Origin of the sequence: Arthrobacter roseus (assembly GCF_016907875.1) — a bacterium.
Lineage (GTDB): Bacteria > Actinomycetota > Actinomycetes > Actinomycetales > Micrococcaceae > Arthrobacter_J > Arthrobacter_J roseus.
On record NZ_JAFBCU010000001.1, the window covers coordinates 1,951,154 to 1,967,304 of the forward strand.

General features: G+C 60.3%; 14 protein-coding genes and 2 pseudogenes. 8 read left to right on the forward strand and 8 right to left on the reverse strand.

From position 1 onward, the window contains the following. A complete protein-coding gene (locus JOE65_RS09470) occupies window positions 1–738 on the reverse strand; it encodes an SOS response-associated peptidase (protein WP_205162949.1) in 738 nt (245 codons plus the stop codon). Between the two features lie 46 nt (window positions 739–784). Then, the gene (locus JOE65_RS09475; protein ID WP_205162950.1) at window positions 785–1,666 is read right to left on the reverse strand and encodes an alpha/beta hydrolase fold domain-containing protein; all 882 of its coding nucleotides are present in this window, start codon (window positions 1,664–1,666) and stop codon (window positions 785–787) included. A 444-nt stretch (window positions 1,667–2,110) separates the two neighbouring features. Between JOE65_RS09475 and JOE65_RS09480 the strand changes: the two genes are divergently transcribed. Both JOE65_RS09480 and JOE65_RS09485 read left to right on the forward strand, forming a co-directional pair. After that, complete coding sequence (locus tag JOE65_RS09480) at window positions 2,111–3,355, forward strand: IS30 family transposase (protein ID WP_205162951.1); 1,245 nt, start codon at window positions 2,111–2,113, stop codon at window positions 3,353–3,355. Window positions 3,356–3,685: 330 nt separating this feature from the next. Further along, window positions 3,686–4,714 carry an ion channel gene (locus JOE65_RS09485; RefSeq protein WP_239536676.1) on the forward strand — a complete coding sequence of 343 codons (1,029 nt, stop codon included), beginning with the start codon at window positions 3,686–3,688 and terminating at the stop codon, window positions 4,712–4,714. A 328-nt stretch (window positions 4,715–5,042) separates the two neighbouring features. Here JOE65_RS09485 and JOE65_RS09490 read toward each other — a convergent pair whose 3' ends face one another. Together JOE65_RS09490 and JOE65_RS09495 are read right to left on the reverse strand one after the other, a co-directional pair. Then, window positions 5,043–5,615 (reverse strand): recombinase family protein, encoded by a 573-nt coding sequence (locus tag JOE65_RS09490; RefSeq protein ID WP_205162953.1) that lies wholly within the window; start codon window positions 5,613–5,615, stop codon window positions 5,043–5,045. Between the two features lie 449 nt (window positions 5,616–6,064). Next, the gene (locus JOE65_RS09495) at window positions 6,065–7,588 is read right to left on the reverse strand and encodes a SulP family inorganic anion transporter (protein WP_205162954.1); all 1,524 of its coding nucleotides are present in this window, start codon (window positions 7,586–7,588) and stop codon (window positions 6,065–6,067) included. A gap of 178 nt (window positions 7,589–7,766) precedes the next feature. Between JOE65_RS09495 and JOE65_RS09500 the strand changes: the two genes are divergently transcribed. Then, window positions 7,767–8,144 (forward strand): MerR family transcriptional regulator, encoded by a 378-nt coding sequence (locus tag JOE65_RS09500; RefSeq protein WP_205162955.1) that lies wholly within the window; start codon window positions 7,767–7,769, stop codon window positions 8,142–8,144. Window positions 8,145–8,565: 421 nt separating this feature from the next. On the opposite strand, the gene JOE65_RS09505 is transcribed toward JOE65_RS09500, so the two are convergent. Beyond that, window positions 8,566–8,967: a hypothetical protein gene (locus JOE65_RS09505; protein WP_205162956.1), complete on the reverse strand. Its 402-nt coding sequence runs from the start codon at window positions 8,965–8,967 to the stop codon at window positions 8,566–8,568. A 453-nt stretch (window positions 8,968–9,420) separates the two neighbouring features. Between JOE65_RS09505 and JOE65_RS09510 the strand changes: the two are divergent. Beyond that, a pseudogene (locus JOE65_RS09510) lies at window positions 9,421–9,576 on the forward strand (IS3 family transposase); the annotation flags it as partial. A 22-nt stretch (window positions 9,577–9,598) separates the two neighbouring features. Here the strand turns inward: JOE65_RS09510 and JOE65_RS09515 are convergent. After that, the gene (locus tag JOE65_RS09515; RefSeq protein WP_205162957.1) at window positions 9,599–10,888 is read right to left on the reverse strand and encodes an ISL3 family transposase; all 1,290 of its coding nucleotides are present in this window, start codon (window positions 10,886–10,888) and stop codon (window positions 9,599–9,601) included. 268 nt (window positions 10,889–11,156) lie between these two features. Between JOE65_RS09515 and JOE65_RS15325 the strand changes: the two genes are divergently transcribed. Continuing rightward, window positions 11,157–11,435 (forward strand): hypothetical protein, encoded by a 279-nt coding sequence (locus tag JOE65_RS15325; protein ID WP_205162958.1) that lies wholly within the window; start codon window positions 11,157–11,159, stop codon window positions 11,433–11,435. A gap of 462 nt (window positions 11,436–11,897) precedes the next feature. On the opposite strand, the gene JOE65_RS09525 is transcribed toward JOE65_RS15325, so the two are convergent. After that, window positions 11,898–13,229 (reverse strand): serine/threonine-protein kinase, encoded by a 1,332-nt coding sequence (locus tag JOE65_RS09525; RefSeq protein WP_205162959.1) that lies wholly within the window; start codon window positions 13,227–13,229, stop codon window positions 11,898–11,900. A gap of 46 nt (window positions 13,230–13,275) precedes the next feature. Here JOE65_RS09525 and JOE65_RS09530 point away from each other — a divergent pair. Beyond that, window positions 13,276–13,404, forward strand: a pseudogene (locus JOE65_RS09530) (IS3 family transposase); the annotation flags it as partial. A gap of 457 nt (window positions 13,405–13,861) precedes the next feature. Here the strand turns inward: JOE65_RS09530 and JOE65_RS09535 are convergent. Beyond that, a complete protein-coding gene (locus JOE65_RS09535) occupies window positions 13,862–14,197 on the reverse strand; it encodes a hypothetical protein (RefSeq protein WP_205162960.1) in 336 nt (111 codons plus the stop codon). Between the two features lie 247 nt (window positions 14,198–14,444). Between JOE65_RS09535 and JOE65_RS09540 the strand changes: the two genes are divergently transcribed. Both JOE65_RS09540 and JOE65_RS09545 read left to right on the forward strand, forming a co-directional pair. After that, window positions 14,445–15,011: a sigma-70 family RNA polymerase sigma factor gene (locus tag JOE65_RS09540; protein WP_205162961.1), complete on the forward strand. Its 567-nt coding sequence runs from the start codon at window positions 14,445–14,447 to the stop codon at window positions 15,009–15,011. Between the two features lie 321 nt (window positions 15,012–15,332). Beyond that, window positions 15,333–16,109, forward strand: coding sequence for a CHRD domain-containing protein (locus JOE65_RS09545; RefSeq protein WP_205162962.1), 777 nt, complete (start codon window positions 15,333–15,335; stop codon window positions 16,107–16,109). Window positions 16,110–16,151 lie beyond the last annotated feature (42 nt).

Consider the following 16,151-nt stretch of genomic DNA (forward strand, 5'->3'; position numbering starts at 1 on the left):
TTAGGTCACTGGTGTGATGAGGTCCTGCGAATCGTTGCGCACGTTCCCTACCTCGGAGCCCACCCTGTCCAGACGCCATGCGGACGCGGCGTCGAAGGCGCCGTTGCGCACCAGGTCAAGCAGTGTTGCTCCGTCACCGTTACCCGGGTGGAGCCATTCGCTCATGGTTTCAGTGGACATGGGTATGGGCAGCCGGTCATGCAGGCTAGCCAGTTCGTCGAGGACCCCAGGTGCCCCTGGTTCCGGTGACGCCATGGTGATCACGGAGGTGGAGAGCAGCCAGCGCTCTGGATCGCTGTCCTCTTTCGTGGGATCCTTCCACCAGCTGTACAGCCCCGCGAAGAAGGTCAGGCGGCCGTCCCCGCGGTGGACAAAGAAGGGGGTTTTGCTACCGCCAGGTTCCTTGCGCCATTCGTAGTAGCCCTCTACCGGCACAGCGCAGCGCCGGGACTTCACGGAGGATTTGAAGGTGGGCTTCTCCGCCGCGGTCTCGCTACGGGCGTTGAAGGCACGCACACCCACGGACATATCCTTGGCCCAGCTGGAAACAAGGCCCCACCTGGCCACGTGCACCTGACGGGTCACAGTTCCGTCAATCAGACGCTCCAGAACAATCGGAACATCCGAGGTGGGAGCGACATTCCATGACTGCCTCAGCTGAAGGGCGTCGTCGGTCTCTGCCTCCGCCTCAGCGATGAGGTCTCCTGCAGCACGAGCCATAACGTAACGTCCACACATACTGCCAAGTCAACCACCCGTGCTTCGTGCGTGCCAATGGCCCTAATCAGGGCCGTTCAGTAGCGGTTCCAAAACGCTCCACGATGATCTTTCGAGCAGCCCGTCCTTCGGGGGTTGGTGTCAGCGGGTAAACGTGCACCAACCCGTCTCCTTCGTGGAACTCGACGACGACGTCGGCCCTTGAGGCCTTGTCAACCAGGAGGCGTGTGTCCGGGTGGACCATGTCGCGTGTTCCACAGAAAATGGTCAGCGGACCGATTCCGGACAGCTCAGCATTGAGTGGACTGACCAGCGGATCCTCAACAGAGCGCTCGCCGCGCCATTGTTCAATGAACACCTGAGTTCCTTCGCGTCCCAGCCACGGATCGGTGCGCAGGACGACGTCGATCTGCGGGTTCTTGAGCGAAAGGTCCAGGGCTGGAGCGATCAAAACCGTTTGTGGAAGGACCATCTCATGCTCATCGCGTAGTAAGACTGCAGCGGATAACGCGATCTCGCCGCCGGCAGAATCTCCGCCCAGCGTTGTTTCGCCATACAGCGCAACGCTGTTGAGAACGAGCTCGACGACTTTGCGGATGACCTCTTCCGCGGTGCCGAACGGCACCAGCGGGTAAATCGGGACAGTGACAGCTACCTTTGCCTCCGCGGCGATCTGTGCTGCGAGCTGCCAGTGTTGTAATGCAATCTCGTTCACCCATCCACCGCCGTGGAGGTAGACCGCTCCCCCAACGACACGACCGGTTTTGGGAGTCAGCGTATAAACGGGCCAGCCTTGAGCGTGATCCACCGATACAGACACATCCCGACGCAGCAGTGACGGCGGCCCATAAGAGCTTGGACGAATACTGCGCTTGGCCATGTGCTCTCTGGCCTTTTCTGGGCTCCTGAACACCGCATTGGCCTGGGTGAGCTTGAGGAAAACTGGCATGAGACGACTGGCGAAACTTGGCAACACGGTCTCCTTAGGGGTGACTCACTCGATGAGGATCTGCCTCAGAGCCTAGTGGTAGCGTGGCACCCAACGGGGCCAAACTCTTAAACGGTCACTACGAAGAGTTGCACGTCGCCGACCTGAGCCAGCCACGTTCCTCCGAACCACTTGCTGAGCTGCGGCCGGTCCCTTCTCCCCTCGACGCACCCAAGGAGATACTCCCGCCGAACCTCGAAGGTCGTCAATCGTTTATAGGTTTTATCTTCTTCGTGCTGAACGCCGACTAGGCTCGTGAAAATGAGCACTACGATTGACGCAAGTACAACAGATCCCTTTGTCGCCAGGCCCGTGATTCACGGCCTACGGTCACTCCTTCGTCCATTTACACCGGATTGGCCTTGACCCCGGATGGTGGACACCTCACAAGAGAGAATGTTCACTATGGCAAGAGCACGTCGGGAGTTCACTCCTGAATACAAGGACGAGGCAGTGAGGCTGGTCCTCACCACTGGTAGGCCGGTTGCGACTGTTGCCCGGGAGCTCGGTATCAACGAGGCGACCCTGGGCCGGTGGGTCAACAGCTTCAAGGCCCGCAATGACACCGGTGAGACCGATGTGACGGAGTCCGAAAGGGCTGAGTTGCTGCGACTGCGGAAAGAGAACGCGGACTTGAAACTTGATCGGGCGGACATTGCGATGGGGATCCGGGCTGGTCATACGGACCGGCAGATCGGGGTGGAGATCGGCCGGGACCATACGATCGTATGGCGGGAACGGAACCGGAACTCCACGAGGACTCGTGGCTACAAACCGGTGACCGCGGACTGTGAGGCAGAGGATCGTCGGAAGCGCCCGCAGGCCCGCAAAATCGATACGGACCCGGTCCTCGCTGCCCGGGTGAAAGCGGACCTGTTCCGCTCCAGGACACCACGTCAAGTAGCTGGGCGTTTGCTTTTGGAGGCCACGGACTCCAGCGTTGAACCCATGGTCAAATCCCCCGACGCGCAAGGCCGGACTGTGTCTCACGAAGCGATCTACCGGTGGATTTACGCGATGCCTAAAGGCGAGCTCGCACGGGAAGGAATCCTGCTGCAATCCAAGCGCACCGCTAGGAAGCGTCGCAAGCCCCTTGGTGAGCGTACCGGCGGGAGGATCATCGGGATGGTCAGTATCGATGATCGGCCCGAGACCGCAACGGACCGTCGTGTTCCTGGGTCCTGGGAAGGGGATCTAGTGATCGGCAGGGCGGGCAAGACCGCTGTGGCTACTCTGGTGGAGCGCTCCAGTAGGTTCCTGATCATGCTGGGTCTGCCCGAGGGTAAGAAGGCCGCTGGCCTGGCTGATGTCCTCATCGATCGGGTCAACGATCTGCCGGCGCTGATGCGCGGCTCTTTGACCTGGGATCAGGGAACCGAGATGGCCCGACATGCGCAGCTGACCGTGGCCACGGAGCTGCCGGTCTACTTCGCCCACCCCCACTCTCCGTGGGAGCGGGGCTCGAATGAGAACACGAACGGACTGATCAGGGAGTATCTACCCAAAGGCATTGAGATCACCAGCCACCAGCCCTACCTCGACGCTATCGCCGATGAACTCAATGACCGCCCACGCGCCACCCTGGGATACCTCACACCACGAGAAGTATTCACCAAACTACTCAACGACGATGTTGCTACCACCGCTTGACACCAAGAATCGTCCGTTTTGGTAACGCAGGCGTAGTTGCGAGACGCTTTGAGACCACGGCTGACAGGTGAACAACCTGGCATACCGCCCAGTCTTCGTTAAAACTCGGGATCAGTGTTCGCTGTTCCTGTTGTGGGTCATCCCCCTGTGGGCGGGTGGAGCCCTTGTGGTCCAGCTCGAAGCCGTCCATCTGGGGGTGAGCCGCAGCATCTACACTAGCTCAACACCCTGTCCTGGCTTCGTGGCGACAAACTCGGGCGCCGTCCGCGGCGGATTTTTGAGGGTATGGTCAAAAGGTATTGTCCCGCGAGAAAGAAGGGGAACACAGGGATGCCATTTGTACTGTCCCGTCTGATCCGGCGGCTCAGGCGTTCGCGTTTCTGGGTGATGCCGGCGCTCATCATCATCGTGGTGTTCCTCACCAGTTGGCCCCTCATGATTTGGGCTGAGCCGTCCAGCAACACAATCACTTCGGCGGAGAGTTACTGGTGGTGGTTTTTGGTCACCTCCGCCACGGTCGGATACGGCGACTTTTTCCCGACCACGGTCGGCGGTCGCCTCGTCGGGGTTTACGTCATTGTCGGCGGCATCGTTACACTGACCACCCTGTTTACCCGGATCGCAATGGCGATCGAGAATTCGAAGGGACAACGCATGAAGGGCCAGTTGGATCTGGATATGTCGGACCACCTCGTGATCGTGGGCTACACCCCCGGGCGCACCGAACGGCTGCTTCACGAGATTACCGCCGATGATGCCCCTGCGGTTGCCCTGTGCGCTTGGGAGGATGTTCCGGAGAATCCGGTGCCCGAGCAGCCCGATCTTGGTTTCGTCCGCGGTGATCTTGCCGAGGAAAGCGTGCTGCGGCGTGCCGGGGTGCACCGTGCCGCGCGCGTGCTCATCGACGCCCGCGACGATAATGAAGCACTTGCCGTCACCGTGGCAGTCACGCATGTGAACCCCAACGCGCACACAGTCGTTACGCTGCGCGATATGAACCGCGCCCTCAACTTCTCCTATGTCGACGCAGACGTCCGCTGTGTACAGTGGCACTCGCCTCGCCTTGCGACTGAAGAGCTGCAGGATCCCGGCATCGCTGTCGTTTACGCTGACCTCATGAGCCACGGCGGCCGGAATACCTACAGCACGCCCCTGCCAGAGGCGCTCCCGCAGGTAAATTTCGGACAAGTCCAGGAAGCAATGGGACGGAGCTTCACCACCACGGTGCTCGCTGTCCAGCACGAAGGGGCTGTGATCAACCCCGGTTGGGACACACAACTGCCCGAAAGTGCTGTCCTGTACTACGTGGGAGAGCGCAGGCTCTCCCCTGAGGAGATTATCCGCGCCCTTGCACGGTAGCCCGCGGACGTATCGCGGTAACGCGAAACCGGCCCCAGATCAAATAGCTGCGGGGCGCCTCACTGATGCGGCCATTTCGTAAAACAACAGTTCAACGAGACACGCAAACGAACCATTCGACTGGGCATGCTGGCCCGGTGTGAATCGAAGCGGTATTTGGAGGCGTTCTGTCAGCGCTATGTGGCGGGTCCAGCTCAGTGCTCAGAGCATTTCCTATGGCCGCGGCGACCGCCATGGCCGGTGTTCGGCAAGAGTAGTGCCCCGCAGAAACGTATATCGCGCGCCACGCGCCCATTCCGGCCGCCCGTGGCGTCGCCTTCGGTCCCAATCAGAGCACGTCGTTGCTTCCCATGCTCAGGTACCGGTACACGGTGGCGCGGCTTACCCCGATGATCTTCCCGATATCGGCAGGGGCGAGGCCCTGAACCTTCAGATCACGGGCGCGCTTGACCGTCACATGGTCTGCGGTAACTTCCCGCCGGCCGGCCTTCCGCCCGTGTTCGGCGGCTGCGGCCATGCCAGCCCTTGTCCGCTCGGCCAGTTGGTCGCGCTCAAGCTGGGCGAACGCGGACATGACGGTGAGCATGGCTCTGCCCATCGACCCGGTTGTGCTGATGCCTTCCGTGACGCTGCGGAAGTGCACACCCCGGTGTTCCAGATCATCGATGAGAGCCAGCAGGTTGCGAATGTTTCGCCCCAGCCGGTCTAACTTCCAGACCACGACCTCATCGCCCTCCCGAAGATGGTCGAGCATCTTGTCCATTTCGGACCGACTGGCCCTCGTTCCGCTCACACCATGATCGGTAAAAATCCGCTTACAGCCCGCAGCAGTCAACGCCGCACACTGCAGGTCCGCGTTCTGTTCCAGCGTGCTGACCCTGGCATACCCGATACTTCCCACGCCCACTCCCCTACCAGCTCATCAAAGGCCCTAATCTGCTTTGTTGAGAATAGCTCACGTGAGACACATTACTGAGACAAGACACGACCACGGGAACCGCCGCGAACACTGGGCTTCAACCAACCGTGTGACTGTTAACCGAAAATGGCGGTTAATCGCAGCTTGAATTGGCGGTTCTTGTGTCCTGCAATCGGATCAATCCGTTACTGGTAATGATCAAGCGATGGGTCCGAAGAGAGTGTTTTTTCCCAGGAAGGCTACCAAGGCAACAACACCCCCGGTAACCGAAACGCGGAGCACTGACGCAGGCGCAATTCATACGGTTATATGACGCCCGACCGCCCAGTGAGGATCTTTGGGACTCTATCGACGCCCACCGAGCTTTTAGCGGAGGGCCATCTGCTTATCGGACCCAACGGTCCCGGATTCGTGCCAGGGAATCAGCGGGATCAGTGGCCAGCGCCGAGTTTGCCGCCGAGGCGTTCGCGCATGAGTACGCTGGCGTCGTTGAGTCCGATGATCTCTACGGTCTTGCCGTGGTGGTGGTATTTCTCGGTGATCCCGTCCAGTGATGCGATGGTGGAGGCGTCCCACAGGTGCGATCCGCTCATATCGATCAAGATCCTATCCGGGTCCAACGCGTAGTCGAACTGCGTATAAAGATCATTGGAAGACGCGAAGAAGAGTTCTCCGTCGACCTTGTAGGTGGCGGCTTGTTCACCGTTGACCTCCGTTACGGTCCGGTCCACGGTTACGAAGTGGGCCACCCGGCGGGCGAAGAGCACCATGGCCACCAGCACACCGACGCCAACGCCGATGGCGAGGTTGTGGGTGACCACAACCACGACCACGGTGGAGATCATGACGATGGTTTCACTCTTAGGCATCATCCGCAGCGTGGAAGGGCGGACGCTGTGCCAGTCGAAGGTCGCCACCGCGACGAAGATCATCACTGCGACCAGGGCGGCCATGGGAATGACCGCGACAATGCCGCCCAGGGCAACCACCAGGATCAGCAGGAACATTCCGGCCATGAAGGTGGAGATCCGCGTCCGCGCACCGGAGGCTTTCACGTTGATCATGGTCTGACCGATCATCGCGCAGCCGCCCATGCCTCCGAAGAACCCGGTGATGACGTTCGCTGCCCCCTGGCCCCAGGACTCACGGGTCTTGTTGGAGCGGGTATCGGTCACGTCGTCCACCAGCTTGGCCGTCATCAAAGACTCCAGCAGCCCCACAAAGGCCATGGCCAGTGCGAAAGGAGCAATGATCTGGAAGGTTTCCAGGCTAAACGGCAAGTTCGGGATGAACAGCGAAGGCAGATTGTCGGGCAGCTCACCCTTGTCCCCGACGGTCGGCACCGCAACCGCGGCGAACACCGTAAAGAAAGTGAGAACGACAATGGCAACCAGTGGTGCGGGCACGACTTTGGTCATTTTAGGCAGACCGAAAACGATCAGCAGACCCAAGGCCACCAACGGATACACGAGCCAGGAGACACCGAGCAGTTCCGATACCTGGGACATGAAAATCAGGATCGCCAACGCATTGACGAACCCAACCATTACCGAACGCGGAATGAACCTCATCAGTTTCGCAACACCGGTCAGGCCAAGGATCACCTGGAAGATTCCCGCCAGTATGACCGCGGCGATAAAGTAATCGACGCCGTGACTTGCCACCAGCGGTGCGATCACCAACGCTATCGCACCGGTAGCGCCGGAAATCATGGCCGGCCGGCCACCAAGGAAAGCGATGGATACTGCCATGGTGAAGGAGGCAAAGAGACCGATGCGCGGGTCTACCCCCGCAATGATGGAAAATGCGATCGCTTCGGGAATCAACGCCAGAGCCACCACCAGGCCGGCCAGCACCTCGGTTTTCAGGCGCCGCGGGGATTTCAGCGTCCCTGTAACGGATTGCAGCTGCTCAGGAGTCAGCACCGGTACGTGTCCGGTGGTTGTGGTCGCCATAATGGCTCCGTTCAAGGTCAAGAAGACGCACAGCAGCGCCTTCACTTTTCAGAAGAAATAAAGGGGGCGCGGCACCGCGCCGGGAAGAGGGGAACGACTTTGAAGGTTCACCGCTCACAAACAACTCTACCCTAACGTGATGGTAGAGTTTGAGCCGGTATCAGGACGGAGAGCTTTGATGACAGCTAAAACCAGCAGTTCCACTATGCATATCGGCGAGCTGGCAGACAGAACCGGGCTGTCTCTGCGGACAATCCGGCACTATGACGACGTCGGACTGCTCCCGGCAACGGCACGCACAGACGGCGGCTTCCGCGTGTACTCGGAAAACGATTTCGACCGTCTCGTGGTCATCAAGCAAATGAAGCCTTTGGGGTTCTCGCTTGAGGAAATGGCCGAAATACTCAGCATCCTGGCAACCTATGACATATCAAGTAATGGCATGGATGGCAGGATGGCTGAGTTTCTGGAGAAGGCCGTGAACCAACGGACTAAAATGGCCCGCAACCTGACCCAGGCTGACGATTTCATTCAAAGGCTCAGCGGCCAGTCCTGATCAATCGTGCGTGCGGGCTGTAGTTGACTCCTCTTCCCGGCACGCACCCCACACTGGGCACTTTGGCCACCATGGCCGGTCGCCGAGGAAAGACCAGTAACGTTCGTTTTCGCTACAAACCTCCAACATGCGCAGATGTCATTTTCAGAAGTCGGCTGCATTGGGTTTCCTCGCAGTAGCGCACGAGTGAAGCTGGCTTCTGAAAATGACAGGATTTCTGCGGGTGGGGGAGTCTCGTAAATGTGTCGCGGTGGGGGAATCCCCTACCGCTGCACCAGCCCGGGCCCGAAATCCGACGGAACTAGGTGGGCTCAGCACCGGCACTGTTGCTGGTTCGTTGGCTGTTACGTATGAAGAGCCGGTGCGTGCGCGTCGGTTCTTCGGTTGCCATCCCTTCTCTGAGCGATTGGCCGTAGTTAAGTCAGGCGATCCGGTTTGTTTCCTGCGGACGGCTGTTCAGCCATTCCGTGAGGATCCTTCGGGCCAGTGCACTGGTGGTCAGGCCAAGTGTCCTTGCCTGGGCGGCCAAAGCCTCACTGACCGGCTCCGGGACCCGGACGTTTAGCTTGGGCGAGTGCGCGCCGGGGGCGGCGTTGGGGTCCAGACTGGGACGCCCGCCAATGAGCCGGGCCAGCTCCCCGGCGTCGACGCCGGCCGCCTCGAACATTGCCCTAGCATGTGCGGCCGCGTCAGCGCCGCGCAAGGCAGTGGTCGAGTCCGGCTTCAGTTCCATCTCATTCTCTGCCCAGTTCGCCAGCTGGTGGAAGCGCTCCTGCACTTCTCGCTCCTTGGTGTGGCCGCCCGTGGCCTTCATCGCAGTCATTACGTGGTTCCTCCCATTCTGTCCAAATGCTTCTGTCGCGCCTCCATGACGTGAAATATCCAGATCGTCCTTGGCGGTACGGTTCGATCATCACTTCCAACAAGGGTCCCTTAATCTGGCGGGGCGGGCCGATGTAAAGCGTCGGCTTGGACCGCCCGGGAACCCGAGCTTCATCGAATTCCGGTTCGACGTAACACGCATTGTGGATGGCATGTATAGCATCTTCCCGCGCCACACCATGCTTATCTGCCGAGTCCGCGAACTCCACTCCCATGTAGGTAATGTACCACACAACCTATTGTGGCACACAGCAAGTGGACGACATCCAGATCGGCAGCCTAGTTGAACCGGGTGTCCGTAAGCCGATCTGCTAACGGGATGACAGAACCGCCAATTGAAGTTGCGATTAGCCGCCATTTCTGGCTAACAGTCACAACAGTATGGCGGAATCTTTTCTTCTCAATGCTCAAGAACGAGCGTTCTTACCGGACCGTTTACGCGACGAAATCACAAGCACGCAGCGACGTAATCCTCTACACCGAGGGGTTTTTCAATAGTCGGCGGCGACACTCCACGCTCGGTTATCGGGCTCTTCGCGTTTCGTGGTGAATATCAGCCCGCTGAGATGAATTCATGCCACCGTCCGGGCGGCACTTCTTAGTAGGATACGTGATTGATAGTTGGTCGGGTTGCGGAACCCTCGAGCAATCCGTTTGATGTTTTTGATCATCGTGTTGGCTGCCTCGACTTTCGCCGTGGTGACCCGGGTGTCGAGCAGTGTTTGGATCTCTGGCCACCACTTGGTCACGGTGGTCAGCAGCCGGTCAGTTTCCTTCATCGCCGCCGCCTTGACCTGGCGCTCAAAGAACTCTTGGCGCTCTTGAACGCTGGCCGGATTGCTACTGGAAAGCATCAGTCGCAGTGCTTCCTTCACTCCCCAGGCGGCGGCGAGTTCCTGGGTCGGGTCATCGGTGGCGAAGACATCATCGAGTCGTTTCTTGCCAGCCTCGGAGAGCGTGTCGTAGCCGCGCAGCAGCAACCGCCTGTGGGCCCAGGCCTTGTCCGTTTTCAGGCCGCGGCGCCCGTGTTGCTCCCGGGCGACGCGCTGGCGGACCCCGGTGAGCATGTCATTGGCCAGCAAGACGAGGTGGAAGTGATCCACGCTGACGGCGGCATCGGGCAGGTGCTCGCGCAGGGCTTTGCGGAACGCCGCCGACGGGTCGATCCCGACCGTTTCGATGCCGGCCAGCCAGGCGGCGGGTCGGGACTTGAGCCAAGCCCCGACGCCGTGTCTGTCGCGGCCGTTCACGATGCCCAGTACCTGGCCGGAATCGACATCGACGATGGTGGACATCCATGGCTCGAACCGGGACCATTTCCCGCTCTGCTGGTCCTTGAACCAGCGCACGGATCGGTAGCGGTGCTCATCGATCCCCAGCCGTGCCGGGGTCAGCAGGTCCACCGATGGCAGCGCCAGGGCGGCAGCGACAACAACAGTGTTGACCAGCCACCAGGAGACCCCGAACGCGGCCGCGACCTCGCTGGCCGCTCTGCCGGAGGAGACGACGGCGTCTTTGAGCGTGTCCTTGAGTCTGGCCGTAGACCGGGCGAAGCGGGGCACTTGCGGGGTCGACTCGGCAAAGGTCTTCCGGGTGCAGGCAGGTTCGTCACAGAAGAACCGGCGCTTGGCCCACCACACGCTCACCAGCCCGGCGACAAGGATGTCGCGAACTCGCTGTCTCCGTCTCGAATGCACACGGGTGGAAATCATGCCGCAGCCAGGGCAGCCCGGCGGGAAGTCCGAGGCGATGGTGACAACACGGATACCGTCACCGTTCGTAACGGCGGTGACGATTCGGTAGTCGGGCAGATTGAACAGTGTCGTCGCCGCATCCGGGCATGACTGGGTAGGCTGGTTCAAGGCTCGTGGTTCCTGACTTGAGAAGAATGCTAGACACATCCATCTCAACAGGGCCACGGGCCCTTACTTTGCTACGACACGAACCCCGGATTCACCACCAACCGTGAAGAGCCGGTTATCGACGGCCTAACGAAGTCCACGACAGTTACCAACAGCCAGCCCTGGCAGCGTAGAGAAAACCATCAAATCCGCTGTCCGAAATCACCGCAGCAGCTCAAAACAGGGAAGCGTCTGTTACTCCCGCAGACGACTCAGGGACCGGCAGGCGGTGGTGGTACTGGTTCGCTGGGCGGCGGTGGTGGTACTGGCTCGCTGGGCGGCGGCGGTGGTACTGGCTCGCTGGGCGGCGGCGGTGGTACTGGCTCGCTGGGCGGCGGTGGTGGTACTGGCTCGCTGGGCGGCGGTGGTGGTACTGGCTCGCTGGGCGGCGGTGGTGGTACTGGCTCGCTGGGCGGCGGTTCAGTCGGCGGCGGCGGCGGTGGTGGTGGTTCGCTGGGCGGCGGTTCAGTCGGCGGCGGCGGCGGTGGTGGTGGTACTGGTTCGCTGAGCGCTGGTTCGCTCGGACCCGGCGCTGGAACCTGTGGGGCAAGGGCAGGAGGAGGTAGGGGCGGCAGTTCACCAGGTGCCGGTGCGGATTCTCTTAGTGACGGTGACGGTGACGGTGTGGGCGTTTGTGGTTCGGGTGCCAGTTGGGTTGGATCTGTCTGGTCACCTACCCTGTCTTCGAGGTAAGTCCGGACGGCCGCGATGGCGTCTTCTATGCGCTGCTGCCGGTCGGGTGCAACGGATCCGCTGGACGCCAGGGCGTCCAAGCGGACACTGAGCTCATCTAAAACATTTAGGGCTTCTTCGTAGTTTTCATCAACAGAGAATTGCGTCACGGCCAGCACATCGGATTGGAGTTGCCGGGCTGCGTCCGGGCCGTAGCCAGCTGAGGTACTGCTGCATCCGCTGAGCAAGGCCACACTGACGCTTACCGCCAGGGTGCGGCGCCTGAATCTGATCTTTTTCATCGTGGTGCCACGCTGTCCTGTAGCTCCTCCAAAAGATCCCCGAGTTCTCCGGGGGCTGCGGGATAATCAACGGGAACGGGGTCGGGCCCGTGTCCGATATCGAGGGCCGGCACTAGGATCACAGCCATAACCAACAGCGCCACTGCCAGGATAAGAGCTATCAGCACCCATCGCATGGCCCTTGGTCTGCGGCGTTGCCCCGGCTGGCCTTGCTTTCCTTCCGGATGCGGGTGAGTCGACCCCCCTTCCGTTAGGGTAATGACGGAATGCGAGGGTAATTTACCTGTCCGGCTGGCGGTGGGTATGGCTGAAGTCGGCTGGCCGTCCTGCGACGCGAAATCTCGCTGGAGAGCAGGCGTTGAGCCAACCGGCAAAACGGTCTCCGGGTACGGTGTCCAATAATTGACAGTGTTCAATCCGCGCGGAGCGCCGGGGCTCGGGAGGGAACGTAGCACTGACGCTGTATCGGCCGAGGTGGGACGGGCCAGAGGATCCCGGGCGGTCATGGCATGGAGTAGTTGGGTCCAGTCGCTGCTCAGCGCTGCAGGGATCTGCGGGCCGCGATACAACCGTGCCGCAGCAGATGCCGCTGCGGGACCCGGAAAGGCGGTGTCCCCGGTGAGGCATTCCAGCAATACAAGCCCCAGAGAGTAGACATCGCTGGCTGGAGTAACGGAAATTCCCTCAGCCTGTTCTGGGCTCAAATACGCCGCAGTACCGATGGACTGTCCCGTGGCGGTCAACCGTGCACCGTCCATCAGCCGGGCAATACCGAAATCCGTGAGTTTGGGGTTCCACGCCCGCTGCACGTCCCCGCGCCCACCGAGGAGGATATTGGCAGGTTTCACATCGCGGTGGACTATGTCGCGGCCGTGAATATAAGCAAGGGCATCGGCCACTCCGGCACCCATGGCCGCCGTCTCTTCTTCGGTGAGTGATGAATTGTATCTGGCACGGTGGAGATCCTCGCCTTGGACCAGTTCCATGACCAGGTAGGTCTGAGGGTGGAACGTTGCGGTTTCCGTGCCGACGTCAAAAACCGTCACAAGGTTGCGGTGGCTCAGCCCGGCCAGGACTCTTGCCTCGCCCAGCTGCCGGTCGGTCTCATCGTCTCCGATTACGCCCACACGGAAAAGCTTGACCGCCACCTCTCTGCCGAGCACCTCATCGCGCGCCTCATACACCGACGCCATCCCGCCCTGCCCGATGAGAGTGCCAAGCTTGTACCGCCCACCAAAGATCACACCGGATGCCACGCCGCCGGGCGTCCTTTCCGCTTCAACAGCGCCTCCCACCACAGATCCCGTATTGACATCCCTGCTGTCCATTTTCCAAGTCTACGATCGAAACGCCGGATCCGTTCGAAAACCGGCGCAGGAACTGCGCCTGATCATCATCACCCTGATCGAGCGGACCTACCACCGCCGGCGACGGCAGGAAGCACTCGGTAAACTAACCCCGATCGAGTTTGAGACCATCAACAAAATGGCGCTAGCCGCCTAAGAAACTATCAACCCCACGTGACCTGCCCCAAGACTTGGTTACCCACAATGGTTTGAGTTTCGGCCCTCGCCTGAGAGGTGAGGTGCCGCAAACTTGGCGGCTCACGACACCTTCAGGAGAACCGGGCCTTTAGGGGAACAACTGTTTTGGCCGTCAGTCGACGTGACGCGCCGTTGCCGGAAAACCACCGCCGCATGATATTCGTCACCTACAGCGTGTTGGATTGCCTTTTTCGAAGACCAATGAGCGACCAAAATGACCGTTGTGTTTTGGCGGTCAAATCCCGTGACCCACTCATAAGCCATTGACTGCCGGTGGTGGCATGACAAAAGCGTCGGAGAACACACGGTGAGGGCCGCTAGTTGTGTTCTCCGACGCTTTCGGCCGGGAGAAAAACTCCGGCCATCAGTCACTCGCACATGAGGATAGCTAAGTCACTACGCACATCGCCTGAGCTTTACCTGATGATGCAAGATTCATTTTCTTGTCGTGCTTGCTCAAGGAGGGCATCGGTTTCTTCCAGTTCCCGAACCGCCGCGCACAACAACCCTTGAGCGTGCTCCTGATCGGCGGAGGCGGGACCGGTCTGCGCGGAGCCGCCATCAACCGGCGAAACGTTGGCTTCTTCACACACCTGGCGGGCCGCTAATACCCTGTGAACACAATGATGGCGGCGTGCTTCGAGGTCGATCACCGTGTACTTCTTCGCGTCGGCTAGCAAGAAACCGGTATCCTCATCCGCTTCAACATTTGTCATCCCAAGATCCACCCCAGCAGCATCCTCACAGGTCACACCCGCACCATATCTGACGCGGGCAAAATTCGGCGCCTGCAAACTGGTCCGCCCTCTGGGTGCAAGGGTGCGGGCTCGAGCGTGACCACGGACCCTGGTGACCGTGTTCTGAAGCTACCAGAGCAGTGTCTCTAGAACAATATGGTTTACGCTCAGTGATTATGGACCCTCAGCGCCGGGTAGTGGAGGGAAACCGCATGGCTGGCATCGGTACGCCAATAGATGCCCTGGCTTGCCTGGCTTTCACATGAAGACAGCTCAGCTCACGCACCGCACCAGGGTGAGAAGATTACTGACCCTTACGGCAGCTGGCGATCAGGACGCATTCGCTGACCTTTACCGGGTGATGTCCTCCCGGGTTTACCGGCTCGCCCAACAGATGATTGTCGACTCGGCCCTGAGCCAGGAAATCACCCAGGACGTCTTCCTGCAGGTATGGCAGAAAGCCCATACCTTTGAGGCATCCAAAGGCCACCCTGTCGCCTGGTTGATGATGATTACCCATCGCAGGACCTTGGACCGGGCGCGGGCCGAGCACACATCGTCGAATCGCAACACCGCCTACGCCGTGGCAACCTACACACCGGATTTTGACCAGACAGCCGAAACAGCAATCAACCGGCTCGAAGAACAAGCCATCACCCGATCCCTCAAAACCCTCAGTCCCACCCACCGTGAAGCGATCAATTTGGCCTTCTACGACGGGCTCACCTACCAGCAAGTCGGCGTCCACCTCGGCATTCCATTATCAACAGCCAAAACCCGCATCCGCGACGGGCTCATTCGCTTGAAAAGCAGTATGGAACACACCTAACCCACCTGGTTTGGCTGCTTACTCTCACTCCGCGAACAGATAACCCGCAGTGGATTGAATGGACAGCTGTCCCCTGCTGGTAAACCTCACCCGCACCATGTGTCACACCACGGCGCTTCACACCACGGCGCTTCCCAACAGGGCCTTGTCACAGGGCCTTGCCCTGATTACAGTGAGCAGAAGCCACTCTCAACGAGCGGTGGAGCGTGCTGCAGTGTGAATTGTGTGGGGGAAACCAATCCACACAGCAGCCCGCTCCGAACTACCTAGCAAGCGCACCAACTCTGGTGCATATGAACGCACAGTGAAGGAATTGATCTTATGAATAAGGCAATGCGTTTCCTTGCAGTACCCACCCTCGCTCTTGGCGCCCTGGCAATGGCATCCTCGCCAGCCATGGCCGCGGAGGGGTCCCACTCCGCAACTTTGAATGAACTCAACGGCAGCGGCGGCACGGGAAGCATCACCCTGGACGTCCACGGCGACACCGCTTCTGTGGACCTGAAGGTCTCCGGCCTTGCCGAAACCTTCAAGGACGCCCCGTACCCCCACGTCCAGCACATCCACACCGGCGAACAGGCTGCAGGTGAGTGCCCCACCCCCGCCGCTGACGAAAACGGCGACGGCGTCATCAACACCACCGAAGGCAATCCCTCCTACGGCCCCATCACCAACACGCTGACCACCAGCGGAGACACCAGTCCCGCAGCAGCCCTGGACCTCGAGCTGGCTGGCATGGGCGGCAGCTACCAGATCCAGCGCGACGATGTGCAGCTGAGCGCCGAAACCAAGGCAGGACTCGAAGCCGGCACGGCCGTCGTCGTCGTTCACGGCCTGGACCCAGCAACACTGAGCGCCGAAGCCGCAGCAGCACCGAGCGACATCGCCCCAGAACTGCCCCTGGCCGCAACCTCACCATCACTGTGTGGCGTACTCTCAGCACAGCAGATGGGTGCCATGCCTGAAGGTGGCGCCGACACCGGTGTCGCCCAGGAAACCGGATCCAACACCGGCGTCCTCGCCCTCGGTGGCGGCCTGGTCTTGGCAGCAGCAGCCGGCGGAATCTTCATGGTTCGCCGCAGCAACGCCAAAGCATAATTTCCACCAAACACCACGAACTGATCGGACATAATTCCTCAC